The organism is Phocicoccus schoeneichii (assembly GCF_014635565.1).
Lineage (GTDB): Bacteria > Bacillota > Bacilli > Staphylococcales > Salinicoccaceae > Phocicoccus > Phocicoccus schoeneichii.
Genome location: NZ_BMDB01000001.1, coordinates 481,676 through 507,061 on the forward strand (window position 1 = coordinate 481,676; position 25,386 = coordinate 507,061).

The window sequence follows — 25,386 nt, forward strand, 5'->3', positions numbered from 1 at the left end:
CTCTTAATCATGTCGTGGAATCTTGAATTCTTGAAAACCACGTTACGATTAGCTCTTAATCATGTCGTGGAATCTTGAATTCTTGAAAACCACGTTACGATTAGCTCTTAATCATGTCGTGGAATCTTGAGTTCTTTGTCAAGTCAATAATTCTGTGTAATAACTTTTATACAATGAATCTTTAATGATATTTTATCATTTAAAGATTTAATCTCTTTGAACATCATTCTGTTTAACTCTATTAACTCTTGTACATTACCCTCTGCAGAAAATTTTCTATATTCTCTGAATGATTATTTTTCTTTATAGATTCATGGATCATATCTGTATTTTGCACAGAATCTTGAGCAGCTTCTTGAATCGTATAAGTCGCATTTTTTATCAAATGAATCATATTTTTAAGCCCTGCGATATTCTTTTCCGAAAATAAGCGATGATTTCTACTATCTCTTTGTATATGGGATGAATATCCTTCTTGTTCTAATACAGTGACATATCCTCTTAAATAACTGACAGTGACATTTAATTCTTCTGCAACTTGTTTTAGTTGTTTAAAATGCTCCAAAGTTACCCTCTCCTTAGCGTTAATTAACAATTAATTAGTATGTTAACGCAATGCCATAATAAGCGTTAAAACCCTTATATATGTAGCTATTAACGCAACATATAAATAATAAAATTAGTTGATATAAGTACGTATTAGATAAACATCTTAGAAACATATTATTTAGGAAATCTACTAGAGAAGTAGAACAAAAATAAATTAATTATTTGAAAATTGTATCTGTATTAAATGCTTGTTATTTTGTTTTATAATTTTATCTAATTAAATATTGATATATCACAATAACTAAAAAGCTAAGTAGAAGAAGTAATAACTCCCTATACTTAGCTTTTTATTGCTCTACTATATTAAAAGTATACGAATTGGTTAAATTATTATGTATAATTAATTCGTATTCTAAGTTTCTTTTATCCGCATCGTCTACTAAAGTATTTATTTCTGTTAGATTAAAATACGAATACGATAGCATAATAATTAATGTTACTAGTGCTGCAACTATTAACACTATTAATATACCCTGAAAATGACCATTCTTAAGTATTGTCATAAATACCACTCCTTTTTAAATGTAATTCTATATTAAATACATTTAAAAATGCTCGTTCTATATTAAATAGAATTAGCATTTTTAAGCTACTCATGATATTTATCATAAGAAATAATTGAAGTTTTTATATTTTTAATAAATTTTTCATTGTTAGTAACAATATCAAGAACATCACTATTCATGTTAATAATAAAATTTTTGTTATAAAAATAAAGATAATTATCTTGAGCTTCTGTTGTTTTCATATATAAATAATAATCATAAACAGCGCTTATATTCACATCTTTTATTTCAGAAAAAGTATATTCTATTAAATCTCCATCATCAATGACATTAATTATTTTTTCTTTCCATAAATGTGAAGATTTATATAAGTTTAAATATTCTTTTGTGGCTATGTTCAATGAATCTTGTGAAGATTCATTGACCGAAACATTAGATAGATAAAGTATATTTAATAATTCTTCATTTTTAAACTGGTCAATAATAAAATTAATAATAAAATTATTTATATTATCAAAATCAAACCTTACTCTATTTTTATTTTCTACATAAAGGTAAGGACTAATATTAACGTTAGTAAGATCTAGATTAAAAGGAGCATTATTACTCATCTAATCACCTAACCTTCTAAGGTTTTTATCATAGGTTCCACTTCTTGTTTCTTTACGTGCAAGATCTTTTACAGTTCTAGCTCCATTCCAATATCCACCAATATGAGAACCATTATCTCTTGTAATATAAATTGGGTTTTTATTTTCATTACTTTTATAAACTTTTTGTCCCATTGAGTAATAATTTGTACGAGAATAGCCTAAACTTTTTGCAATAGCACCTGCACCAGTTTCAAGACCTTTTAAATGATTACGAGTTGAAGAAATAGACACTCCTTCATTGTTCTTAGAAATATATACTTTTGATGTTTGAGCGTGTACTTGTGAATCTGTACTACTAAAGAAAATTGAACTTGCTAAAATTCCCACAATAGTAATAGAAGCAATCTTCTTAAAAAAATACATCTTATTAACCTTCTTTCTATATAAATTAAACATGATATAATACAGATAACAAACGAGGATAGTTTCATGATAAACACATTCCCTTTAGGTATAGTAGTACCTTTGGGGAATTTTTTTGTGACTAGTTACCATAAACAATTATATCAGTATTTGATTGTATGCTAAATAAAGGCGTATAAATCGCCGTTTATATCATTCTTTGCACATAACACATCAATAGTCGCGTTTAAATAAGCAAACATATTCTTGATTGCTTCCGATTTACCTTGATGGTACTGTTTTAATTTTTTAATTAGACTCTGTACAGCGATAATAGTAACTTCTTGACGTAGTTCCAAGTCATTGTGCATAGAGTAATAGTTGTTTAAACGATTATTTGAAGTACGATACAAGGCTATAAGTTCTTTTATGCTAAAGAATGGCTTAAATTTCTTATAGAACTATTCAGGAAGATAGTCAAGTCCATATTTCTGTGTAATAACTTTTAGACAATGATGAGCTATTATAAAAAAGAGGCTAACTCTTTGTGAGTTAACCTCTAAATAATCTTTACTTATAAGAAGCGTCCGATTTTAATATCTGATACGCCATTTTCTAATGAGTAAATTTCTTCACCGCGTAAGATTGTCTTAGCAACTTGCGCACCGTATTCACGGTCTAAGTAAGGTGAAATTTTGTTTCTGTATTCAAGATCTTCAACTTTTAAAGTGTGTGGTGAGTTTGGTTTAATGATTACAAAGTCTGCATCCTTACCAACTTCGATACTTCCTTTATCTTTTAAGTCAAAGCGTTTCGCAACGTTTGTAGCAATCAAATCAGCAAATGTTTTTAATGGCATGTTACGTTTTTGAACTGCTTCGTCAAAGAACATGTCAACGTTACTTTGGATACCAGAGATACCACCCCATGCTTCAAACGCATTGTCTGTATCTTTTAAATCTGGTGTACATGGTGAGTGGTCACTTACGACCATGCTTACTCTACCATCCATAACTCTTTCCCACATTCCTGGTTGACGAGATTTTTCACGAATTGGTGGTGAACATTTAACTACTGGACCAATATCGTCTAACTCTTCTTTGTGGAAGTATAGGTAGTGTGTACAAGTTTCACACGTAATATCTACGCCTTCTTCTTGTGCTTGTTTAACAAGATCAATACCTTCAGCACATGCTAAGTGTGCAATGTGAATGCGGCATCCTGTTTCTTTCGCGAAAAGTATAATACGTTGAATTGGTTCAACTTCTGTAAATACTGGACGCGAGTCTACATAAGCAGCAAGTGATTTCTCACCATTTTTATATGCGATTTCGCCGAGTTTATCTGTTATCGATGCGTTTTCAGCGTGAATTGTTAAAACTTTACCAGTTTTAGCAATTTGCTTCATACCTTCATATAGCGAGTAATCATCTACGTTCATGAAGTCCCCGTCAATTGAACGGTCTCCACAAGTTGATACGAATGCTTTGTATGCTACGACACCTTTGTCGTCTAACTCTTGGATTCCACCATCTAAGTTAAATGGTACTAAACCACCGTAGCTGTAAACATCCACAGATAACTTACCATTACCCGCATCGACTTTTTTGTCGAATGATTCACTATCAACAGTAGCTGGAACTTGGTTTAATGGCATTTCCATGAATGAAGTCACGCCACCTTTCGCTGAAGCACGCGTACCTGTATCATAACCTTCCCATAGATCACGGTAACCGCCACCTGGTTCAGTAATGTGTACATGTGCATCAATCATACCTGGAGAAACAATTAAATCAGTAGCATCAATAACATTTCCTTCAGTACCGAGGTCTTTTCCAATTTCTGCAATTTTACCGTCTTTAATACCAACGTCTACACGTTCTTCACCTTCAGGTAAAATCACTAAGCCATTTTTAATAATTGAATCAAATTTCATAAAAGTTCACCTTTCATATTGAGTATTTCTCACCTTTTACTTATTTCAAATATAAAGCTTTTTTATATTGAACACAATTAATTAAGTCCGAATAAAATAACGATAGAAAGCAAATATGTCTCTATCGTTATTTAAACGGATTATTTTTCTATTCTATTTTCATAGATGGTACCAATCTTGTAGTCAGAGTTTTTAAACATGTACTTCGTAATAATTGGGTAAGCAATCCCTGCTGTTACGAGACCAATAATCCAACCGATGTCTACAAGTAAGAACGCTGCCGCAGCACCAATTGCTAATGCAAGCATCGCTGCCCAGTTAACGCCTTCGTAGTATCCGCCTTCTCTATATAACTCTTTTATGTCAAGATGTTGTTTTCTAAGTACATAATATTCAACAATTAAGATCGCAATCATTGGTCCTAAGAACGCTGAATAGATGTGAATGAAAGTTTCAAGTCCAGTTGCGTTAGAATCTTGTACGAGTACCCATGGGAATGAAACCATTGCAAGTAATCCCGTGATTGTAACTGAAACTTTGTAGTTGAATTTAGTAAATAATTGAATGACATAAGTTGGTGTTACAATGTTTGCTACCATGTTAACTGCAATTGCACCAAACACGATGAACACAGAAATGAATAACTGCATACCTTCGTTATCGAATAATGCTGGTAAACCGAGTGCAGGGTTTGCGTAACCAGTTGCACTTGCTAACATCGCACCTACCATGATTACTGAACCATACGCAATCGTGATTGGTGAGAAGTATAATAAACTACGTTTTACATCTGAGTAACCTGTCTTAAGTTCACGAGAATAGTCTGCAGCACTTAAGAAGATGGCAGCATAGTTGCCAAGGAACGCCATTACGAATCCGAAGAATGGTAATCCCCAAGTCCCTTCTGCTCTTACCCAAGTATCCGCAATTTTGTCTGAGTGATCTCTAAGAAGAATTACAAACACTGTTGCAACAATAATCATTAACACAACTGATGCAATAGATTCAATCCATTTGATACCGCTGAATCCAAACATAGAAATTACGATTTGTAATAAAAGGATTGCTACAAATGCAATTGCTACGTTATCAAATGCATCATTAGTAAGAATCTTTAATGCTTCGTTTAACGCAGTACCACCGATCCAGCTTTGGATACCATACCAGATAATCGCTGGAACAGCACGCAGTAATGAAGAAACGAGTGTTCCTTTTTCACCGAAAGACTGTTTTAAATGTGTGACGTATGAGATACCGTATTTATAACCTGCTCTATCGTTTAACGCGAATAAAACAGAAATGATACCAATTGCAAGCATTGCAGCAGCAATTGTTTGCCAAATGTTGAGTAAAGCAACACCGGCAGCGATCGTACTTGCACCGAGTGTCATGTTACCCATGTTTACTCCGTCACCGATCCATAGAGAAACATATCCTCCTGGTCCAAGTGTACGATCCTCTGGCCCATTAGGCTTTAGTGAATCTGCAACTTTTTTAGCTTCTACAGCTTCAGCCGCTGAATTTTGTTCATGAGACAAATGTGTCCACCCCTTTTAATTTAAATCTCAGTAAAACTAATTCACGAACCCATCCCTCTAGTTGAATTGATTCTCTTTAAAATCAAATATACAATTATATTCATAATTAGTGTTATAATAAGATTCTGTTATTGTTATTAATAACAGAAAGTTTTCTAATTATGTATATCAAACATGTGTCAAATATTATTAAAGAAAACCGAAATATTCGCTTCATAATTTACATTGAATTTAACTATAGTTTACTATATACAAAACAACTTTGTTTTGTTCCAAACACACAAATATGATTTTGTTTTTGTGCAAATGTGACTAAATGTTTTCTTATTTTATTTTTAAGGAGTTTTCATATATGGTAACATTCCAAGAACTACTGGGCGTTGACCGTTTTTCAGTATTTAAACCAATCAACCAAAACGCGGATTTAACGCGTGAAATAATGAGCGCAGACATAACTGAAGCACCTGATATTAAGAATTTCGTATCTCAAAATACATTTCTACTTACAACAGGTATTTTCTTCAAAGACGATCAACAAGGACTCATTGACTTAATCACTGAGCTCAATAAAGTTCCAATTGCAGGTCTCGGAATCAAAACAAGTCGATTCTTAAAAAAAATCGACAAAGAAGTTATTGAGCATGCAGATGCGTTGGGATTTCCTATTATCGAAATCCCAGCAAATTGGAAGCTCGGCCAAGCAATACATGAAGTCAGCTCTTATATTTCTAGTGATGAAACACAAAAGTTATACTTTGCATTAGAAGTACAACAGCGCATGAACAGCATGTTAATTAAAGACTTTACAGTAGAAAGAATGGTGGATTCACTCAGCAAGTTTCTAAAGCTTCCTCTGATTTTAATGAACCCATTCTTAAAAGTAGAAGTCGCAAGTTATCAATTTAATAATAATAAAAGGATGTTAGAGGAACACTTGAAGTACTTCCATGACATTTATATTCCAGCTGAGGACAAACAGCGCGTAAGTTTAGATGATAAGTATGCAGTGTTTGAAGTACCCGCACTTACCTACTTCCCGTATTATTTAGTAGTAAGTGATATACACAAAATAAATTATCCATTTAGTTTACTTGCGATTGAACAAGCAATAAATACACTGTCATTCGCGATATACAAAAACACGAAGATTAAGGCTACTGAACAAGATGAGGCAAACACGTTCTTCCAGTCTCTCGTGAATTTACCGGATAATTTACCACTGAATATGCACAACAACTCAGAGTTTTTCGAACACTACAATCTTATTAAATCGAATTATTACCGTGTATTTGTATGTGGAATTGATAAACACAGCGACATAGAAAACAGTGAATATGTAGAAGAAAGATATCATTTAACATTCCAATGGCTTGAAAGTGTGTTAAAAACATTAGATGAATCAATCTCAGTATTTGGATTTGGTGAACTGAATAAATTTGCAATCCTATTCCAAAAGAAACACGAGTATTACTTGCCGTACTTAAAGCATTTACAGAAAGAATATAAGAAGTTCTTTAGAGATTCATTATCGTTCGGTATTGGTAATGAGGTATCAGAACTTTCACAAATTGGTTCAGCATTCTTAGAGGCTCTAGAAACATATAACATTCACAACAGTGAAGGTAGTATGGAATTCTTAGAGAAATATAGAACAAGAAATCTTGAGGAATTAATGCAACTCTTACCTGTCGACAAACTGAGACCATTCGTCACATATACTTTAGGAGATCTTGCCTTCCCTACTAATACAAAAGATAAAGAACTTAAAAACACTTTAAAAGTTTATATGGAAAATCAGTTCGATATTACGAAAACATCAAACTTGATTTATGTGCATAGAAATACAGTTAAATATAGAATTAATAAATGTGAAGAAATTTTAAACACAGATATCACAGACCCAAAAAAATCTTTAGATATTAGACTCGCGTTATTCATCTCAGAAGTACTTCCTGTAGAACATTTATAACATCTAAATAAAATAAAATTAATCATTGTGCATGTCGCACAATGATTTTTTTAATTTTTCATATTACCATCAATATATAAAATTCAATAGGAGGTTAAGAAAATGTCACAAAGTGATTTAAACAACAATTATTATAAAAAGATAATTGTAGCACTTGTACTTGGTTGGGTTGCAATTTGGATATATAGAACGATTCTTACTCCAATCTACCCACAATTACAAGAAGCACTCGGCGATGTTTCTCAAAGTCAAATCGGGTTAATCGCATCATGTTATTTCTTTGCATATACAGGAATGCAAATTCCGTCAGGTTTTTTAGTTGATAAGTTCGGACAAAAAACAGTTTTAATCCCTGCATTTATAGGGTTTGCATTAGCGACATTCATCATTGGAACTTCAACTGGAATCTTGCAAGTTTATCTGGGAGCAATCTTAGCAGGTATCTCTACAGGTTGTTACTATGGTTCAGCGTTCTCTCTTTCAGCGAAACACGTTCCACAACACTTCAAGAGTACAGCTAACGCAATCATCAACTCAGGTTCAGCACTTGGTATGGTAATTGGGTTAATTGGGTCTTCAGTACTAGTAGGAGCTTTAGATATCCAATGGAACTTCATGCTTTATGGTGCAGGAATCATAATTCTAGCAGTAACTGCATTGTTCTTCTTACTCATCAAGAGTGACAAGAATGATGTAGAAACTGTTGAACAAGTAACAACTGCAAGCGTAATCGAAGAAGACACAAACGTAGCAGTTAAATTATTTACTGCAACTCACTTAGTAACTTACTTCACATACTTCGCAGTATGTTATGGTTACTATATGATCGTTACTTGGTTACCAGCGTTTTTAGTAGACGAAAAAGGTTTCGACCAAGGTTCAGTGGGGTACGTAGCAGCAATTGTTGCAGTTACAGCAATTCCTGGGGCTTTATTCTTTTCAAGATTTGTAGATAAAAACCCTGGTAAACGTAACATGACAATCGTTATGTTATTACTAGCAGCAGCAATTACTATTGGTTTAACAGTATTCTCACCAAACCCATGGGTACTTTACGTTGCATTAGTGTTATACGGATTCCTTGGTAAACTTGCAATTGACCCAGTGTTGATTACATTTGTATCAGACTCTGTACCACAAGCTAAAGTTGCAAAAGCACTCACAATCTTTAACACATTTGGTATGGCATCATCTATTGTTGCGCCATGGTTAACAGGTTTCATCGGAGATACAACTGGATCTAAAGTACTTGGATTCTACATTGGATCTGGATTACTTCTTGTAGCAGTTGTTCTATTCTTCATAGTAATTGCAACTAGAAAAAACAAAGTAGCAAATTAATAGATCTTAAATAATAGTGAGGATTAAAGTATCCTTACTATTATTTTTATATGTATTAATGGAAACGATTTCAATTTTCTGATTATTTGATATAATCCTCTTATTGATGCTTACAGAAATCACGTCAAATACTGCAACAGCTACAATGATCTTACCATTACTTGGTGCACTCGCAATTACATTAGATGTACACCCAATGATTCTAATGGCACCAGCAGCGATAGCTGCAAACTGTGCATTCATGTTACCAGTTGGAACACCTCCAAACGCGATTGTGTTTGGTACAGGAAAAGTATCCATCAAGGATATGGTATCAGCAGGATTCTGGCTCAACATCATTGCTTGGATTGGAAATGATCATGTTAGGTTATATAAGTTCGACATTGCCATAAAAAAGAATTCATTTGATATTAAATAATCAAAATGAATTCTTTTTTTATTGGTTCATTTATATGTATTTTAAAGCACGAAATAGTTTTACTTCAATTTTACTATTAGTTGTTTGATAAACATTCTACTGCGTTTTACTTAAAAACCTATGGTAAAGTATTTAGTACTAAAGGTAAAAAATACTTTACTTTTTGTACTAAATACTTTACTATCATAGTATAAGAGGTGATTGAAGGTGCCATTAAATAACAATAGAAAAATTCAAAATAGAATTGTTGTATTAAGAGCTGAAAGAGGCTTATCACAACGAGAAGTCGCTGATAAATTAGGTGTCAGTAGGCAGACCATTATATCCCTAGAAAAAAATAGATACAATCCATCCTTGAAGTTAGCATTCGATATTGCACTTCTATTTGGTGTAGATTTACATGATGTTTTTCAGTATGAAATAGAGGAGGAGAAATAAATATGGATATTTTCCTAGCCATTTTACGTGTTGTATATGTATTAATATTCTTTGTTGCAGTGTTTATTTCTTTAAAATTCGAAATGGGAGAAGAGAATAAAGATGAACGTGGACAAAGTATTTCAAATAAATCTTATGGTCTTGTTTTTCCGTTAATACCTCTTGGATGGTTTTTAATTGAATTATATGATCAGTTCATTAGTCATCTGGACTATGAAACATATAAATTAGCCATTTGGTTTTTAATTACAGGTTTAATGATTCTTCATGCTAGTATCCTAACGGTATTAAAAAGAAGATATTAACACAGATAAATGTGGAAAGGAAGTTTTAGATGAATATATTTTCATGGATTGGGTTGACAGGAATCATTATATTTACCCTTATCCCCTTATTATCAAAAGAAAATAGGACAAAACAAGAGGTACGAAAAGCAATTATAACAATCGTTATTGTGATAGGTATTATCGTTGCGGTTATGATTTTTAACGTTAATTTTTTAATTGCATTTATATTTGGTGCCATTGCAATGATTTTATTCGATAAAAAAACATATACAAAGAAACGATTAATTATTTATGGAGCGATTATTCTAGTTATTGGAATTGCAGGCTATTCCGTATTTCGAGATAATCCTGATTATGTACTTAATCATCTGAAGGATTATCCAGAGTCGTCCTCCCTCTATGTTGCGGAAAATGGTGAGGAATTAATTACCTATCAATCAGATGTTGTACGCCCTTTAGCTAGCACAGTAAAAATACTAATAGCTGTCGAATATGCGATGCAGTTGGAGGAAGGAATACTCAATAAGGATAATTACGTATCCCTAGATAAGATTAATAAGTTCTATTATGAGGATACAGATGGGAATGCACATGAATCTTGGCTTAAAACAATGGAAGACGAAGGGAAAATCGTTAATAATGAAATAACATTGCATGATGTTGCAAAAGGAATGATTACTTATAGCTCCAATGCTAATACCGATTATCTTATTCATGTACTTGGTATTGATTCGATCAATGAGCAAGCTCAATCTCTTGGACTTACAAGCCATGAGGAGATTTATCCACTTGTTGGCAGTCTTCTAATTCCAGATTATCTAAAAAATAATGAAAAAGATGAAAATAAATTAATAGAAGAGCTAGAAAAGATGCCGATGGAAATGTATCGAGAAACAGCTGAAGAATTAAGCCAACAAATGAAAGATGGAACTTTCAATATTGAAGACCATACTTTTGATATGCCGCTTGATTTACAAAGAGTATGGTCGGATCGCCTAATTGGGGCATCAGCGAATGATTACGGAAGATTATTAGGGATTATTTCCAATGATGAACTACCAACAGGTGCAAATCAAATCGTTAGAGATTTACTTGAATGGCCGATGGAAGTAAATGAAGCAAATCAGGAACGTTTCAGTCATCTCGGTGCAAAAGGTGGATCGACAGCATTTATACTAAATGATGCAATGTACGCAGAAGAGCATAATGGCAACAAAGTAGAAATAGTTCTTCTCACAAATGATTTAAACATTTGGCAGCAGATTCGACTCAGTCATAATTTAAATTCCTTCGAGTCAAAATTAATTGGTGACAAAACCTACCGTCAAAGAGTTCAAAAAGAACTTTCTGAATCGTAATTTTTTACTGATGTGGTTTTAAAAAGGAGTGATTTTAGTAGTCAGAACTATTTAATAATACATTTAAAGGAGGTGGGACTTATGAAAATAAATTTGTCATTATTTTTACCGTATATTTTTGTGTGGGCGTTGGCTGGTATGATGGTATTTGATGCTGTAATTCCTATGATTGCTTTCATATTTTTCGGGGGAGTATGCGGTGGTTTGATACTTGCTGCTGTATTATCCAACTTTCATAGCTCCTTCTGATGCTCGAAGGCTTTTACTACGAGCTGTTTAACATGCTCATCATCCAGTGAATAATAGACTAATTTTCCTTCTTTGCGGTATGTTGCAATACCTAAATTTTTCAATAATCTTAAATGATGGGATGCCGTAGCCGTTGAAGATTCAATGATATTAACTACATCACAAACACATAATTCTCCCTCTAAAGACAAAACATAAGCAATTTTAACCCTTGTATCATCTGACAGAGCCTTAAAAACTTTCGCTACATCCATAAGATTCTGTTTAGCAAGGTCTTTTTTAGCCCTGTTTACCTTATCTTCATGAATACAGGTAACTTCACACATATCTTTTGTCATAATTACCCTCCTTATTCAAATGACTGTTTGTTTGATTGATATGTAATTAATATTACAATAAAAAGGATTGGTTTCTAATGTTAGAAACCAATCCTTTCGGAGATTTTAACCAAATTTTAAAGTATCTTAAACATAACTGCCCGTTAGTTTAAGTAGATTTTATCACAAACTTTTTATAATCATTCAATAAAAGGTGATGTTAAACTAGTCTCCATTATTATATGACTTTTCAGATCCATCTATTTGAATTTACTGACCATGTAAAAATTCTCTTCCAGATTGGATTTGTTCTTCGATAAGATAATCCTCTAACTTTCCATATCTTGATGCTTGCGTCAAAGATATACCAAATCCTTTCTTACAATTTCACGATGTTTAGGTGTTAAACTAAGGAGAAATGTATGTATATCCTCTTGCTGTACAGTATCCCATGATGTAAGATGACTTTTATTCTCTTGAAGCCAACGCACTAATCGTACAAAAATTTCCATATCCGTCTTTACGGTTAACAAAGATAATGGAGTTCTTGCTTGAAACTTTAATTGCCTCTTTCTTAATTCCATCCGTTCCTTAAAATATATTTCTAATAGACGCTTAAATCCGTTCGGGATTATTTCTATTAACTTGTTATACTTGAGAGAAGATTTTGGTCTTCATTAAAAGTAAGAAGATCTTCTTTTAATAAAAAGTTGAATAAACTTGATTTAACAGTTTTAACATTCTTATTTTTTCTATAATATTTAATAACCAGTTTTCCGTAATATCGGAAAGCTTGATAAATTCCTTTTCTGCTATTTGAAAAATCTTTAAAACTTTACCACTGTGTTTACGAATCGTTTCCACACTAATATCAATCTCTTTTAAATACAGGACATATTTATTAAATAATTTTGCACTCCTTGTTTTCTCAAAATTAGTATTTAAGAATTCAGCTGTCTGTATTCTTTCCACACGTGCTTTAGAATAGCACAAGTGACAAATTGTAGCTTTTTTATTAATTTCTGAATTGTTTAGTTGTCCCCCACACCGATTACAAATAAAATTGCTCATTCTATCTTCTCCTAAATTGGTGGTAATTTATCATTAGAATTCATTTCATTAACAACCTTTTTCAGCTCGGTATTGGTTGGTTTTTCAAGTCTATTAACAGGTGTAGGAGTATGTTCCCATATATCATTTGGTGTACATTCAAGTGCAGTGCATAATGCATCCATTGTTTGTGCTTTTACTTGTTTTGGTTCACCAGTGATGAGGGCACTTATAGAAGGAGGAGAAAGCTTATAAGCTGCCTTATCTTCTAATAATCTACCTAATTCCGCACCAGACCAAACCCCCTTTTCTGCCATGACTTTTCTTAGTCTCCATTCAATTGCCATGTCATTCACCTTCTTTACTAAAGTTTAATAATTGGTTTTTCCACTTCTCCTGTGCCATTCTCACCCTTTTTTCTAAATGATATGAACCAGGATTAGAATAATTAAATGTAGTGGCAACATCAGCGTGTCCTAACAGTTCCTTAAGGGTCAATAAATCTACACCAAGTTCTGTTTGTCGTGTTGCAAATGAATGCCGCAACTGATGAGGACTAAATACTTCCTCTTCTGTAAAGCCCATTTTCTTTTGCCTTCTCGTCAAACTTCTTCGAGCTGTATGCTTACTTAATCTTGTACCACTTTCTGATAAAAATAAGGAACCTTCTGTATTAGAAACGAACAGAGGTCTTACTCCTTCCAAGTACCACTTGATAAGTAAATCTACACCATCTAACATAGTTACCCATCTACGCTTGTATCCTGACCCTTTAGATCCTTTTCCAAAACGTACATGTATTTTTCCTTTTTCACCTAAATCAAATCGGCAATCTTTTACATCCATCATGATTATTTCGTGAGTTCTTAAACCTGTTAGCTCGAGCATTCTAAAAATTGTATAATCCCTCGCGATAGTAGAATATTTTCTTGCAGTTTTCATTTCATGCTTCAACCCATCCCAAAACCTTTCTAATATTTCAGGTCTCGGTGGTATTACCTTGCCATTATGATCATCTTTTCTGTGATAGTAACGATTAAATTTATAGAATAGGTTAGGAACTTGAACTCTGTATTTTTCCCATATCTCATATCCATGTCTGGACTTTAGATATTCTAGAAAGCTTGATATAGTGGATTGATACTTCCTCCTTGTTGAATAAGCTAATCCTCTTCCAACTAAACCTAAATAAAATTGATCTGCATCTAACATATCAACTTCCCATATAAACTTATTGGAGACATCTAAAAATTCATTTAAACAATTTATTCCAAGAGCGATTGTACTCTCTGTATAACCCAAAACACGTTGTTGCTGTTCCCATAACCCCATTAATTTCGCTTGGTATTCTCTAGATTCTTAATATGTAGGATAAGATAATTCTTCTTGTGTATTGCTAATAACCGACAGAAAAGGATATTTCCCCATTTAATAACCCCTTTTTTAGGTATTACCTAATTTTTTTAGGTATTACCTATTTTTTTAGGTTTTACCTAATGTAACATATGATTACTAAACGGGCAACTTGCTCATTCTACGGTGTTATCATCATTGTTTCAATTGTATTTTTACCAATTATATTCAACTTCGATATTTCACCTTTCCCGTCGGCATTTAAATAAGATTAAATTCACGCTCCTGACGACAATGTCAGGAGTTATTTTGTGTTTATCTATTAATAAAAATTCAAAAAAATCACCCATCAATTGATAAATACTGATGGGTGAAAAACTATATATTTATTAGTTTGCTTCTTCTGTGTGAAGTTCAAGCTTCTTATGCTTTTTCATTCTGTCAATATTATCTGACTCATCGAGTAATGATGATGCGATAATACCTACTAATGTAAATCCTGCTGCTACGTAGAATGCCATGTTGAAGCTTCCTGAAACGTCTGTGATCCAACCAGTAAGTCCTGGTGCTAAGATTGACGCTGACATACCGATGAAGTTATATACACCAAATGACGTAGATAATCCAACACGTGGAGCTGCGTCTGCTACTACAGCGATTAACACAGGGTTAGTTGAGATCTTACCGAATAATCCGTAAAGGATTAACGCAACGTATAATACAGTCATGCTATCGAAGAATACGATAGAAATCATTGAAATGAATGCTACTGGTAGCATTACGAGTAATACTGGTTTACGACGACCTAGTTTGTCTGAAATCCAAGATAGGATTAATGAACCAGGAATTGCAGCCCAAGGTACTAAAGATGTTACGAATGCAACGTCTGAACCTTGTACACCACGTTCGTTTAATAAGTACGTTGGTAACCAAGTTAAGATTACGAAGAATCCGTAGATTGAACAGAAAATTGTGATGAACGCTAAGATTAAGTTACGCTTCTTAAATAAGTCAATGATCTTAAGTTTTTCTTCAACAACTACTTCTGCGCCACTTTCTTTTTCTTGTTGTTTCATTGCTTCGATATGTGGTGCACGTTCTTTAACTAAGAACAACATTACAATACCAAGTAAGATTACCGGGATAGAAATAATGATAAATGGCCATTTCCAGTCTAGTCCCATGTCAAACACAGTGATTGTTGAAATATACATACCGATTGAAGTACCGAATGCCATACCGGAGTTAATTAATGCAGAACCTAAAGTGATTCTTTCGGGTGGAATTGCTTCAGATGATAATGCATATTGTGGTCCGTAGTACATTCCTTGGAATAAACCAACTAAGAACCATGCAACAATGAACAGGATGTATGTTGTCATCATACCTGTCAGTGCTGCGAAGATACCAAATCCGATTGTACCGATAATAACCATAGTCTTACGACCAACTTTATCTCCAATAATTCCTGATGGAACCTGAGATAATGTATAACCAATAAAGAATATAGACATGATGTTACCAGCTTGGCTGTTAGATAAGTTGAATTCCTCCATGATTGTTGGAATTAATGGTGCGAGGACTTGGCGTGTCGCATAGATTACGAGCCAACCAAGTGTGAACAGTACAACTATCTTGATCCAATATTTATTGGATACTGCAGTATTTGAATTGTTCAAAAGAAACCTCTCCTAAATATATTTTTATTTTTTAAATCATTAAAACCAATTGTTGTTAAGTCATTGTGTATGCAAGCATAAAGTTAATAATACAGATGATTGTTATTAACAGTAAACTATACTTTAGCGTAAATGACAGTATTTCTGATTCTTTACCATTTTGTCCAACAGCTGCTGCTGCAATTGCGAGTGACGTTGGTGCAATTGGTTTAGCCATTGCACCACCTACTGTGTTCGCAGCTACAAATAATGATGGATTTAATGCAAGTTGTTTTGCTGTCACAACTTGAAGACCTGCAAATAATGCGTTGTTGTTTACTACTGATCCCGTTAAGAATACCCCTAGCCAACCAAGTAATGGACTAAATAGTGGGAATAACATTCCCGTATTTGCGAGTGCTAATCCAATAGATGCACTTAATCCAGAGTAATTTGAAAGGCTTGCAAATGATAATACTAAAATAATAATGATTAATGGTGTCTTTAATTCTTTTAGTGTTTCACCAAAGAGTCCGACACGGTCTTTCATTGTAATTTCTGAGAATACTGTAGAAGTAATAATTGCTGCTACTAGAATTGCAGTACCTGTTGAAGAAATAATATCCCAGTGGAATATCGCTGGCATCGCTGTTTCTTCTAAAGCAATCGGTGCAGATTGTATTATGCGTTCATGCAAGTTAGGTATCTTGATATGAAGTGTTGTGAATGATAAAGGTCCATTTTCAGCAAATAGTTTACTGAAGAATGGTAAACTCCAGATACCAATTACAATGGTAAGGAAATAGAATGGTGACCATCCTCTTAATAGCTGTTTAAACGATAATTTTTCAGCTATTTTTGTGCGATCTGCATTAGGCTCATAATACACATTTTTCGGTTCCCATTTTCTCATTACGAGTGCGAGTGTAAGCATCGCAAGTAGAGATGGAATAATGTTTGTAAGTTCTGGACCAACAAAAGTCGCAATTAAGAACTGGAATACTGAGAATACAAGACTAACAGTAATCAGTGCTGGGAAAATTTCTTTAACACCTTTGATTCCATCTTGAATAAAAATTAGTAAGAACGGAACAATGAATGCAATCACAGGTACAGATAAGGCTGTAAGTGCTGAAAGTTCAGACACAGGCATATTTCCAACTTCTGCACCAGTAAATACTCCAATACCAACTGTTGCAAATACACCAGTTGCAGCGTTTGAAATCAAACAGAAGCCAGCTGCTTTAATTGGATGGAATCCTAGTGAAACAAGTAATGCCGAACAGATGGCAATCGGTACACCGAGTCCAGAAACTCCTTCTAAGAACGAAAGGAAACAGAACCCGATAACGAGCAATTGAATGCGTTGATCATTTGAAATTCCGATAATCGTTTTACCAACAATATCGAATTTTCCGGATTTTACAGACATCTTATATAACCAAACTGCCATGATAATAATATAACCAATTGGCCATAACGCTTTACCTACCCCTAATATGAGTGAAAGTAATGCTGCATCAATTGGCATCTTATATACGAATGTTGTGATTAGAAGCGCCGAAATAAGTGTCAAAGACGCAGCAATTGTCCCTTTCAACTTAAATACGGTTAGTCCGAGTAAAAAAACTACAATAGGTATTACAGCAACGAGTCCACTTAGGATCTCGTTTCCAATTGGGTTATATTCTTGAAACCACATGTGTTCATCAATCTTTCTTAATTGTTATTTTTTTATAAGGTTTGTAGGATTTCCATTTAGGAAGTTCACTGTATTTTTGAATGCTGTTTCAGCACGGAGTACCATGGCTTCATCTGTTAAGAAACCAACATGTGGTGTTAAGATTGTATTTTTTGCTGAGAGTATTTTATAATCCCTTGGAATCGGTGGTTCCATGTCGAAGACATCGAGTCCAGCACCGGCAATCACTTCATTGTTCAATGCATCCGCAAGTGCATCATTGTCTACAACTGGACCTCTCGCACAGTTAATTAAAATCGCACTTGATTTCATTTTTTCAAGTTCTTCTTTACCAATCATGTGCTTTGTATCTTTTGTTGCAGGCACATGAAGTGTAACAATATCCGATTGTTCTAAGAGATCATCCATTGAAACGTACTCTACACCAAGTTCTAGTGCTTTATTGTTTACTGATGAAGTATTTGCTGCAAGGAGTTTTGCACCAAACGCTTTAAATAAAGCTGCGGTTTCAACACCGATTTTTCCAGTACCAATAATACCTACTGTTTTATTTTTAATTTCACGCCCTTGGAATGCACCAGGGAAGTCTTCTGCTCTTCTTGTATCCTTGTCACCTTTAGTGATTTGTCTATAAAGATCTAATACTAAACCAATAACGAGTTCTGCAACTGCTGTATTCGCATATCCAGCTGCATTACAAATTAAAATGTCACTGTTGTCATCAAGCTCAACATGGTCTACTCCTGTAAATGCAACATTGATTAGTTTTAAATTAGGGTTATTTTCAATCGCTTCTTTTGGATACGGATTGTTTGCGATCATGATGACATCTGCATCCTTACTGCGTTCTACGAGTTCTTCTGTGTCAGTTGTTTTTGTATTGTAATACTCGAACTCATGACCTAAATCTTTTATTTCTTTCGCAAGTGTTTCAATTGTTTCATCACTTACGTTTAAAGGCTCTAATAATTTTACTAACATACATATCATCCCCTTTTAATAAAATTTCATCCTTAACTTAATAGTATAGCTTTATACACGACTTTTAGTATGTCTATAAAGTACAAAACACCTTACACTCTTTTGTATGTTTTTAACAAAAGAGTCTTTTATTTATTCAAACCATCTAAAATATATTCGAGTGCATAAGTCACATGTTCTATTGTGAGTCCACCTTGTACAAAGGCAATATACGGTGGTTTAATTGGCCCGTCTGCTGAAAGTTCTAATGATGCACCTTGCACAAACGTTCCTGCCGCCATGATGACTTCATTTTCATATCCAGGAATTTGATCTGGAATCGGTAGGAATCTTGAGTTCACTGGTGACGCACTTTGAACCATTTGAATGAACGTGATCATTTCGTCTGGATTGTTAAAATAGACACTCTGAATGATGTCTGTACGTCTCGCATCAAAACTTGGATTGGTTGTAAATCCAAGTTTTTCTAATGTTTTACTCATGAGAACTGCACCATTTAAACTTTCAATGACTGCATGGGGTGCCATGAAGAATCCTTGGTACATTTCGTTCAATCCAGTGAGCGTCGCACCCATTTCTTTACCAATTCCTGGTACAGTGAGTCTGTAGCTGATACGTTTAATTAAATCTTCACGACCAACGATGTACCCACCCATCTTAGCGAGTCCACCACCCGGATTTTTAATTAAGCTTCCTGCAACAACGTCTGCTCCAACTTCAACAGGTTCTCTTGTTTCAACAAATTCTCCGTAACAGTTGTCTACAAAAATAATGATGTCTTTATGTCTGTCTTTTATCTCTTTAATAATTGCAGCTATTTCAGAAATCGTTACTGATTTACGCTCACTGTATCCGCGTGAACGCTGGATTCCAATAATTTTAGTATTCGGTTTTATACTTTCTAGAATTTTTTCAGTATCAAATGTGTTTTCCTTTAAGTCAACAGTATTGAATTTGATTCCAGATTCCATCATGCTCCCTACGTCATCTACACTATTTCCGATCACTTTTTCTAAAGTGTCATACGGAGTACCCGTGATGTAAAGTAACTCATCTCCTTTATTTAGGAGACTGAGCAATGAAAGTGAGATGGCATGTGTACCTGAAATGATTTGTGAACGCACGATTGCGTCCTCTGCCTTAAATACATCTCTGTAAATATCTTCTAATTTATCTCGACCTGTATCATCGTATCCATATCCAGTCGTACCGTAAAAATCACTCTCCATCACAGAATGCGCTCTAAATGCTGACATCACTTTTTTAAAATTAAAATAAGCAATTTTCTTATTTTCTTTTATAATTGGATCAATTTCTAATAACGTTTCTTGTATTAAATCAAAATTATTCATGTTTACTCCTTCAATGTTCTCTTAACGATACTCATATCTTTTGCAAACCCTTCAACTTCATACTTCAAAGTATCTTCATTGAACGTTTCTTTTTTAACATACGTATCTCGTTTTAACGTATATAATTCATCTGTCTGTGCCATTGTTAAATGTCGTTTATACGGAAAATAATGTTCTTCAATCAATGACAACAACACAGATTTGATGTCTTCTTTATTCATATGATAGTTTGTGAACGTATATTTCTCTTCTGGGATGAATCTGAGTTCATCATTTAAATCACTCTTGTTGAAAAATACAATTTGCGGAATATCACCCATCTTTAGTTCTTCAATAAGTGCTTTTACTGTACGATACTGACTCATAATATCCTCATTGTTGTTATCAATCACGTGAATGAGAAAATCACTGTCCGCTGCTTCTTCTAATGTCGATTTGAAACTTTCAATCAACATCGTGGGTAGTTTCTGGATAAACCCAACTGTATCCGTAAGTAATACTTCTAGCCCTGTATTAAATTCTAAGCGCTTTGTTTTTGGATCCAGAGTCGCAAACAGTTTATTCTCTTGTAATTCATCCGCTTCAGTTAAAGTATTAAACATCGCTGACTTTCCAGCATTCGTGTATCCAATCAAACTAAATTTCGTAACAAGTGTTTTATTGCGGTCTTCACGATAACTCTCACGATGTTTCTCAATTGTCTTCAATTGGTGTTTTACTTCTTTGATACGTTCTCCAATGTGTCTTCTGTCAGTCTCTAACTTCGTTTCACCTGGACCTCTCGTACCAATTCCGGCACCAAGTCTTGATAGATTAATCCCCTGACCTCTTAGCCTAGGCACTAAATAATTTAGTTGAGCAAGTTCGACTTGAAGCTTACCTTCGCGCGACTTTGCTCTTTGACTGAAGATATCTAAAATGACTTGTGTACGGTCAATCACGGACGCATCAAATAAAGCTTCTATATTTCGATTTTGTGAAGCGAGAATTTCATCATTCACAATCACGTAATCGATATCATCATACATCGCTCTCACTTCATCTAAAAATCCACTACCGGCATAAAACTTACGATCTTGTCGTGAACGATTTTGGATATGCGTACCAATCACTTCGATATCAATCGATTCAGCAAGTTCTTTTAGTTCATGAACTTCTGTTTCGATTTTATACGTTTCTTTTGTATTTACAGCAACGATGACGCCTTTATATTTAAATGTCAAAATCCACTCACTCCATTCAATTTTCTATAAAATGTTTAGTAATTCTCTTTTTAGTCTATAATCTATAGACGATAATTATAGGTGGTTAAAATAATGAAACAAACTTTATATAATTTTTCAGTTTTGAATAATGATTATGAAGAAGTCCCACTCTCCCGCTACAAAGGCCGTGTTCTACTGATTTTAAATACTAATTCAGATGATATTTACTACGAAGAATTTAAAACGTTAGAATACTTATATAAAAAATATCAACCCTTTGGATTAGAAATCCTCGCCTTCCCTTCTAATAAATTTTCTGAGGGCATGATTTTAGAAGACCAAGATTTAAAAGAAGATTTTGATCGCAAGTATGATATAGATTTTCAAGTTATGAAAAAAATTCAATTAGATAAAGACAATACTCATCCACTGTTTCGGTATCTTACTGAAAGTAAAAACCGAATTTTTAAGAATGAAATTAAACGTGCATTCACTATGTTTTTAATCTCGAGAGAAGGCCGCATAGTAAAACGATTTAATTCTAAACGTTCTTTGGACGAATTAGAGAATTCTATACAAAAATATATAGAAGGATAACGTTTCCTTCTATATATTTTTTTCTAAGAACTGGTCGATTGTTTTAAACACATCTTCTTTTCTGTCTTCATCTGTATCAAACCATATGACTGGAAGCTTATTTCTAAAATAAGTCAGCTGACGTTTCGCATAGTTCCTAGAATTCTTCTGTATATTTTCTTTTACTTCTTCTAGAGTTAGACTTCCTTCAAAGTATGGAATAAACTCTTTATAACCAATTGCACCACTTGCAGTGAGTCCAAATGTATAATTATCAAAAAGTTTCTTTACCTCGTTTTCTAATCCCGCTTCAAACATCTCTTCAACGCGCGCATTAATTGCTTCATAAAGCTTAGCTCGGTCTCTATTTAAACCGATAACTAACGCATCATATTTAATATCTGTGTCTGTTTCATTGTCTTTATCAAACTCAAATTCATAAAGCAACGCTTGAATATAAAATCCTGTTCCCCCAACGATGAACGGAATTTTTCCTTTAGCATATGACTCATCAATAAGGCTTTTTACATCTCTTTGAAACTCAGCAACTGAATAAATTTCTTCTGGTGTAATCACATCAATCATGTAATGATTAACACCATCCATCTCACTTTCAGTAATTTTTCCAGTTCCTATATCCATACCCTTATATATTTGCATAGAATCCCCACTGATGACTTCAAGGTCATATTTTTTTGCGATATCGATAGAAAGGGCGGTCTTCCCTACTGCTGTTGGTCCAACTAAGACAATGATTTTTTTATTCATTATTAATCATCCACTCTATAATCAAATCATAAATGTCATATTTAGCACCCTCATTTAATACTTCGTGTCGATACCCTTCAAATAAATAGGCGGAGACATCTAAACCTGTTGCCGTATATTTATCTTTTAGTATTTCTATATCTCTTCCATAATGTCCGAAGGGGTCCTCTTTCCCAGAGATGAAAAGATATTTTGCAGACTTACTATACGTATCTATAAATGATTCTCTATCAGCGATTTGAATTGCTTCCAATGTTTCTTTTAATGCAGTGTTCGACATCAAATTTCCACTTAACGGGTCTCTGTTATATTCATGAATGTTTGCATAGTTTTCTGAAAGCCATCTATTTCTAGTATTACCTTTAAAGTGCGCGTCGTAACCTAAAAAACCAAGCGTGTTGATCACTGGACTACGTCTCACTGGAAATTGATGCGCTAGTCTCGAAATAAATTTCCCGCCGATTGAATCTGTCAGTTGATTTTTCATTCCAGTTCCAATGATAATAGCACCTGTTGGTTCAATATATTTAAGAAGTATTCTGAGTACGATACTCCCCATTGAGTGACCAAGTACATACTTTGGCATGTCACCCGGTAACATTTCAAAAACTGCCTTCGCATCCTCGACAAGATCAGAGAATGAATCAAAATGACCGATTTTTTCTTTTTTTCTTGTACCATGACCTCTATGATCATAAATGACTGCATAAATATCATTATCATAGAAATATTGCAACATTGAATGATATCTTTTTTTATGCTCAGCCATTCCATGTAATATGAGAATACACGCTTTTGGATTCTCTGGAGCATATACTCTCACTTTAAATTCTGTATCTTCTCTTATTACTGTTTGAACTGTAAACACATACTCTCCTCATTTCATAATTCGATTAAACATGCGTTCGATTTCGTATGTTGTAAAGTGAATGATGATTGGTCTTCCATGTGGACATGTAAATGGTGAATGACATTGACCTAATTCATCTAAAAGATTTTGCATTTGTCTTTTATCAAGATAATGATTGGCTTTAATTGAATCCTTACAACTCATCATGATAGACATTTCTTCTTTATAGTCTTCCACACTAAAGTGATCTGTGTTAGAGATAAAATCAATCACTGCACGAATATCGCCCTCAGGATCTTTTTGATTAATCCAGCTAGGGTATTCTACGACTGTGTAGTTCTTCATGCCAGTCTTCTCAATTTTGAAGCTTAGATTTTTCAAGTCATTGAGTTTTTCATCTATTTTAATGACATCATCATATGCGAACTCAAATGTATAAGGAAGCAGTAGTTGCACCTTTTCGTCGCGGTTTTTAATATGATTATAATAATACTCATATTTTATGCGCTCTTGTGCAGCGTGTTGATCCATTAAATAAAGTCCTGTCTCATTTTGCATTAAGATGTATGTACCATGAAACTGTCCAATGATTTCAAAGTACGGAAGTCTTTCTTTTTTTACTTCTACTTCTGTTACTCCTCTAGTATCGTCTTTAAAGCTTTGTGGTATAGATTCATTTGCTCTAGATACGTTTGGTGGTACCTCTCTGTCCACATTTTTATTGTTATAACTTAAGATATTATCTCTAAAAGTTTTGTCTTCACTATCAGTATTCTCTTTTGAGTAGTCTTTTTCTCTTTGAATCCATGGATTGATACCATCAGTAATTGAACTAAAATCAATTGCTTCTTGTTCTATACGTGGCTTTTCAATCTTAGGCTTTTGAAACGTTGTATGTTCAATTGAATCAGGGATCAAGGTCTCGCCATGAAGCACTTTTTTAATTGACTCTTCTATCAGTGCTTCTAGTTCTTTTATTTTAGAAATTCTGACTTCAGTTTTAGCAGGATGTACATTGACGTCTACGATTTTCGGATCCATATCCACGTTTAAAATGACGATTGGGTATTTATCTTTTGCTAAAAGTGTGTGATATGCACGTATCACACTATTCGTTAGTCTAAAGTCACGAATCATTCGGTTATTGATTGAGATATTAATATAGTTTCTATTACTTCTCGTCATTTCGGGTCTAATGATATAACCTGTTAATGAATAATCCGGTGATTTCGCTTCGACTGGAAGGGCGATTCTTGCGGTGTTTATGCCATAAATATCTGCAATAATCTCTTTTAGATTTCCGTTCCCTTTAGTTCTAAATCTCTGTTTACCGTCGAACGTCAGTTTAAAACTAATATTTGGATGGTTAAAACTAAACTTCTGCATGACATCAATAATTTTACCTGCTTCAGTCGTCAAACTACTTACATACTTATAACGTGCCGGCGTGTTAAAGAATAGGTCTAGAACGATAACTTCGGTGCCTTTACGTTCAGCAGCTGGTTCACGAACGACTTCTTCACCACCATACATTTCGATCAAGAATGGTGCGCTCGATTCGTTGAAGCTCTTCACGATCGTTCTAGAAACAGAGCTGATTGACGCAAGTGCTTCTCCTCTGAATCCCATCGTGCGAATGGAAAAGAGATCATAATCCGATGAAATTTTAGACGTCGCGTGTCGTTCAAATAGTAGTGATGCATCTTCTTTTAAAATGCCATCACCATCATCGATAACCTTAATTGATTTCATACCACTCTCTTCAATGAAGACTTCAATATAACTCGCATTCGCATCGATACTATTCTCGACGAGTTCTTTTACGATGGAGCTCGGTCTTTCTACAACTTCACCAGCAGCAATTTTATTTGTGATAATCGGATCTAATACTTGAATGTTTGCCAAGATATATCCTCCTTTACACTATTTA

25 protein-coding genes and 1 pseudogene are annotated in these 25,386 nt (G+C 33.9%); 8 read left to right on the top strand and 18 right to left on the bottom strand.

What is annotated here, in order from left to right; all coding sequences use genetic code 11:
* Window positions 1-241: 241 nt before the first annotated feature.
* From IEU51_RS02585 to IEU51_RS02610, 6 genes are all read right to left on the bottom strand, one after another.
* Window positions 242-565 carry a MerR family transcriptional regulator gene (locus IEU51_RS02585; RefSeq protein ID WP_186087262.1) on the bottom strand — a complete coding sequence of 108 codons (324 nt, stop codon included), beginning with the start codon at window positions 563-565 and terminating at the stop codon, window positions 242-244.
* Window positions 566-1,198: 633 nt separating this feature from the next.
* Complete coding sequence (locus IEU51_RS02590; protein ID WP_188349265.1) at window positions 1,199-1,726, bottom strand: hypothetical protein; 528 nt, start codon at window positions 1,724-1,726, stop codon at window positions 1,199-1,201.
* Window positions 1,727-2,131 (bottom strand): toxin C-terminal domain-containing protein, encoded by a 405-nt coding sequence (locus IEU51_RS09430; protein ID WP_408634870.1) that lies wholly within the window; start codon window positions 2,129-2,131, stop codon window positions 1,727-1,729.
* Window positions 2,132-2,292: 161 nt separating this feature from the next.
* On the bottom strand, window positions 2,293-2,481 hold the full coding sequence (locus tag IEU51_RS02600) for a hypothetical protein (RefSeq protein ID WP_188349266.1): 189 nt from the start codon (window positions 2,479-2,481) through the stop codon (window positions 2,293-2,295).
* 203 nt (window positions 2,482-2,684) lie between these two features.
* Window positions 2,685-4,046: an allantoinase AllB gene (allB, locus tag IEU51_RS02605; RefSeq protein ID WP_186087255.1), complete on the bottom strand. Its 1,362-nt coding sequence runs from the start codon at window positions 4,044-4,046 to the stop codon at window positions 2,685-2,687.
* Window positions 4,047-4,186: 140 nt separating this feature from the next.
* Complete coding sequence (locus IEU51_RS02610; protein ID WP_186087252.1) at window positions 4,187-5,584, bottom strand: NCS1 family transporter; 1,398 nt, start codon at window positions 5,582-5,584, stop codon at window positions 4,187-4,189.
* Between the two features lie 352 nt (window positions 5,585-5,936).
* Here IEU51_RS02610 and IEU51_RS02615 point away from each other — a divergent pair, with 352 nt between their 5' ends.
* The 7 genes and pseudogenes from IEU51_RS02615 to IEU51_RS02645 all read left to right on the top strand — a co-directional run bounded on the left by IEU51_RS02615 (window position 5,937) and on the right by IEU51_RS02645 (window position 11,644).
* The gene (locus IEU51_RS02615; protein ID WP_186087249.1) at window positions 5,937-7,553 is read left to right on the top strand and encodes a PucR family transcriptional regulator; all 1,617 of its coding nucleotides are present in this window, start codon (window positions 5,937-5,939) and stop codon (window positions 7,551-7,553) included.
* Between the two features lie 102 nt (window positions 7,554-7,655).
* Window positions 7,656-8,894 (top strand): MFS transporter, encoded by a 1,239-nt coding sequence (locus IEU51_RS02620; RefSeq protein WP_186087247.1) that lies wholly within the window; start codon window positions 7,656-7,658, stop codon window positions 8,892-8,894.
* A 94-nt stretch (window positions 8,895-8,988) separates the two neighbouring features.
* A pseudogene (locus IEU51_RS02625) lies at window positions 8,989-9,243 on the top strand (anion permease); the annotation flags it as partial.
* Between the two features lie 276 nt (window positions 9,244-9,519).
* The gene (locus IEU51_RS02630) at window positions 9,520-9,750 is read left to right on the top strand and encodes a helix-turn-helix transcriptional regulator (RefSeq protein ID WP_408634871.1); all 231 of its coding nucleotides are present in this window, start codon (window positions 9,520-9,522) and stop codon (window positions 9,748-9,750) included.
* 2 nt (window positions 9,751-9,752) lie between these two features.
* Complete coding sequence (locus IEU51_RS02635; protein ID WP_111715687.1) at window positions 9,753-10,055, top strand: hypothetical protein; 303 nt, start codon at window positions 9,753-9,755, stop codon at window positions 10,053-10,055.
* Between the two features lie 29 nt (window positions 10,056-10,084).
* Complete coding sequence (locus IEU51_RS02640; protein ID WP_186087241.1) at window positions 10,085-11,395, top strand: serine hydrolase; 1,311 nt, start codon at window positions 10,085-10,087, stop codon at window positions 11,393-11,395.
* An 81-nt stretch (window positions 11,396-11,476) separates the two neighbouring features.
* The gene (locus tag IEU51_RS02645) at window positions 11,477-11,644 is read left to right on the top strand and encodes a hypothetical protein (RefSeq protein WP_186087238.1); all 168 of its coding nucleotides are present in this window, start codon (window positions 11,477-11,479) and stop codon (window positions 11,642-11,644) included.
* On the opposite strand, the gene IEU51_RS02650 is transcribed toward IEU51_RS02645, so the two are convergent.
* The 9 genes from IEU51_RS02650 to hflX form a co-directional block, all read right to left on the bottom strand.
* The gene (locus IEU51_RS02650; protein WP_186087235.1) at window positions 11,629-11,982 is read right to left on the bottom strand and encodes an ArsR/SmtB family transcription factor; all 354 of its coding nucleotides are present in this window, start codon (window positions 11,980-11,982) and stop codon (window positions 11,629-11,631) included. The two genes, IEU51_RS02645 and IEU51_RS02650, sit on opposite strands and share 16 nt — an antisense overlap.
* A gap of 678 nt (window positions 11,983-12,660) precedes the next feature.
* Window positions 12,661-13,032, bottom strand: coding sequence for a hypothetical protein (locus IEU51_RS02655; RefSeq protein ID WP_186087232.1), 372 nt, complete (start codon window positions 13,030-13,032; stop codon window positions 12,661-12,663).
* 11 nt (window positions 13,033-13,043) lie between these two features.
* Window positions 13,044-13,358 (bottom strand): helix-turn-helix domain-containing protein, encoded by a 315-nt coding sequence (locus IEU51_RS02660; protein WP_186087229.1) that lies wholly within the window; start codon window positions 13,356-13,358, stop codon window positions 13,044-13,046.
* A 1-nt stretch (window position 13,359) separates the two neighbouring features.
* Window positions 13,360-14,343, bottom strand: a complete 984-nt coding sequence (locus IEU51_RS02665) for a tyrosine-type recombinase/integrase (RefSeq protein WP_229713806.1) — start codon at window positions 14,341-14,343, stop codon at window positions 13,360-13,362.
* Between the two features lie 410 nt (window positions 14,344-14,753).
* Window positions 14,754-16,043 carry an MFS transporter gene (locus IEU51_RS02670; RefSeq protein ID WP_186087227.1) on the bottom strand — a complete coding sequence of 430 codons (1,290 nt, stop codon included), beginning with the start codon at window positions 16,041-16,043 and terminating at the stop codon, window positions 14,754-14,756.
* Between the two features lie 55 nt (window positions 16,044-16,098).
* Window positions 16,099-17,724 carry an L-lactate permease gene (locus IEU51_RS02675; protein WP_186087224.1) on the bottom strand — a complete coding sequence of 542 codons (1,626 nt, stop codon included), beginning with the start codon at window positions 17,722-17,724 and terminating at the stop codon, window positions 16,099-16,101.
* A gap of 24 nt (window positions 17,725-17,748) precedes the next feature.
* Window positions 17,749-18,705: an NAD(P)-dependent oxidoreductase gene (locus tag IEU51_RS02680; RefSeq protein ID WP_186087221.1), complete on the bottom strand. Its 957-nt coding sequence runs from the start codon at window positions 18,703-18,705 to the stop codon at window positions 17,749-17,751.
* A gap of 128 nt (window positions 18,706-18,833) precedes the next feature.
* Window positions 18,834-20,057 carry a methionine gamma-lyase family protein gene (locus IEU51_RS02685; protein ID WP_186087218.1) on the bottom strand — a complete coding sequence of 408 codons (1,224 nt, stop codon included), beginning with the start codon at window positions 20,055-20,057 and terminating at the stop codon, window positions 18,834-18,836.
* Between the two features lie 2 nt (window positions 20,058-20,059).
* A complete protein-coding gene (hflX, locus tag IEU51_RS02690) occupies window positions 20,060-21,280 on the bottom strand; it encodes a GTPase HflX (RefSeq protein ID WP_186087215.1) in 1,221 nt (406 codons plus the stop codon).
* Window positions 21,281-21,373: 93 nt separating this feature from the next.
* Here hflX and IEU51_RS02695 point away from each other — a divergent pair, with 93 nt between their 5' ends.
* Window positions 21,374-21,859, top strand: coding sequence for a thioredoxin domain-containing protein (locus IEU51_RS02695; RefSeq protein ID WP_186087212.1), 486 nt, complete (start codon window positions 21,374-21,376; stop codon window positions 21,857-21,859).
* A gap of 9 nt (window positions 21,860-21,868) precedes the next feature.
* On the opposite strand, the gene IEU51_RS02700 is transcribed toward IEU51_RS02695, so the two are convergent.
* Genes IEU51_RS02700 through mutL form a run of 3 tightly spaced genes read right to left on the bottom strand, consistent with a single transcriptional unit; the run spans window position 21,869 to window position 25,361 of the window.
* Window positions 21,869-22,606, bottom strand: coding sequence for a tRNA (adenosine(37)-N6)-dimethylallyltransferase (locus IEU51_RS02700; protein WP_308808168.1), 738 nt, complete (start codon window positions 22,604-22,606; stop codon window positions 21,869-21,871).
* Window positions 22,599-23,474, bottom strand: coding sequence for an alpha/beta fold hydrolase (locus IEU51_RS02705; protein ID WP_186087209.1), 876 nt, complete (start codon window positions 23,472-23,474; stop codon window positions 22,599-22,601). Before IEU51_RS02705 ends, IEU51_RS02700 begins: the two co-directional genes overlap by 8 nt.
* Before the next feature lie 9 nt (window positions 23,475-23,483).
* Complete coding sequence (gene mutL, locus IEU51_RS02710) at window positions 23,484-25,361, bottom strand: DNA mismatch repair endonuclease MutL (protein WP_186087206.1); 1,878 nt, start codon at window positions 25,359-25,361, stop codon at window positions 23,484-23,486.
* Window positions 25,362-25,386 lie beyond the last annotated feature (25 nt).

Excerpts from the sequence above, each read along its gene's own strand:
- IEU51_RS02680 (WP_186087221.1), bottom strand. The coding sequence starts at position 18,705 with ATGTTAGTAAAATTATTAGAGCCTTTAAACGTAAGTGATGAAACAATT.
- IEU51_RS02640 (WP_186087241.1), top strand. The coding sequence starts at position 10,085 with ATGAATATATTTTCATGGATTGGGTTGACAGGAATCATTATATTTACC.
- IEU51_RS02620 (WP_186087247.1), top strand. The coding sequence starts at position 7,656 with ATGTCACAAAGTGATTTAAACAACAATTATTATAAAAAGATAATTGTA.
- IEU51_RS02590 (WP_188349265.1), bottom strand. The coding sequence starts at position 1,726 with ATGAGTAATAATGCTCCTTTTAATCTAGATCTTACTAACGTTAATATT.
- IEU51_RS02675 (WP_186087224.1), bottom strand. The coding sequence starts at position 17,724 with ATGTGGTTTCAAGAATATAACCCAATTGGAAACGAGATCCTAAGTGGA.
- IEU51_RS02615 (WP_186087249.1), top strand. The coding sequence starts at position 5,937 with ATGGTAACATTCCAAGAACTACTGGGCGTTGACCGTTTTTCAGTATTT.
- IEU51_RS02650 (WP_186087235.1), bottom strand. The coding sequence starts at position 11,982 with ATGACAAAAGATATGTGTGAAGTTACCTGTATTCATGAAGATAAGGTA.
- IEU51_RS02655 (WP_186087232.1), bottom strand. The coding sequence starts at position 13,032 with ATGAGCAATTTTATTTGTAATCGGTGTGGGGGACAACTAAACAATTCA.
- IEU51_RS02635 (WP_111715687.1), top strand. The coding sequence starts at position 9,753 with ATGGATATTTTCCTAGCCATTTTACGTGTTGTATATGTATTAATATTC.
- IEU51_RS02700 (WP_308808168.1), bottom strand. The coding sequence starts at position 22,606 with ATGAATAAAAAAATCATTGTCTTAGTTGGACCAACAGCAGTAGGGAAG.
- IEU51_RS02660 (WP_186087229.1), bottom strand. The coding sequence starts at position 13,358 with ATGGCAATTGAATGGAGACTAAGAAAAGTCATGGCAGAAAAGGGGGTT.
- IEU51_RS02685 (WP_186087218.1), bottom strand. The coding sequence starts at position 20,057 with ATGAATAATTTTGATTTAATACAAGAAACGTTATTAGAAATTGATCCA.
- IEU51_RS02665 (WP_229713806.1), bottom strand. The coding sequence starts at position 14,343 with ATGGGGTTATGGGAACAGCAACAACGTGTTTTGGGTTATACAGAGAGT.
- IEU51_RS02645 (WP_186087238.1), top strand. The coding sequence starts at position 11,477 with ATGAAAATAAATTTGTCATTATTTTTACCGTATATTTTTGTGTGGGCG.
- IEU51_RS02695 (WP_186087212.1), top strand. The coding sequence starts at position 21,374 with ATGAAACAAACTTTATATAATTTTTCAGTTTTGAATAATGATTATGAA.
- allB (WP_186087255.1), bottom strand. The coding sequence starts at position 4,046 with ATGAAATTTGATTCAATTATTAAAAATGGCTTAGTGATTTTACCTGAA.
- IEU51_RS09430 (WP_408634870.1), bottom strand. The coding sequence starts at position 2,131 with ATGTATTTTTTTAAGAAGATTGCTTCTATTACTATTGTGGGAATTTTA.
- IEU51_RS02600 (WP_188349266.1), bottom strand. The coding sequence starts at position 2,481 with ATGCACAATGACTTGGAACTACGTCAAGAAGTTACTATTATCGCTGTA.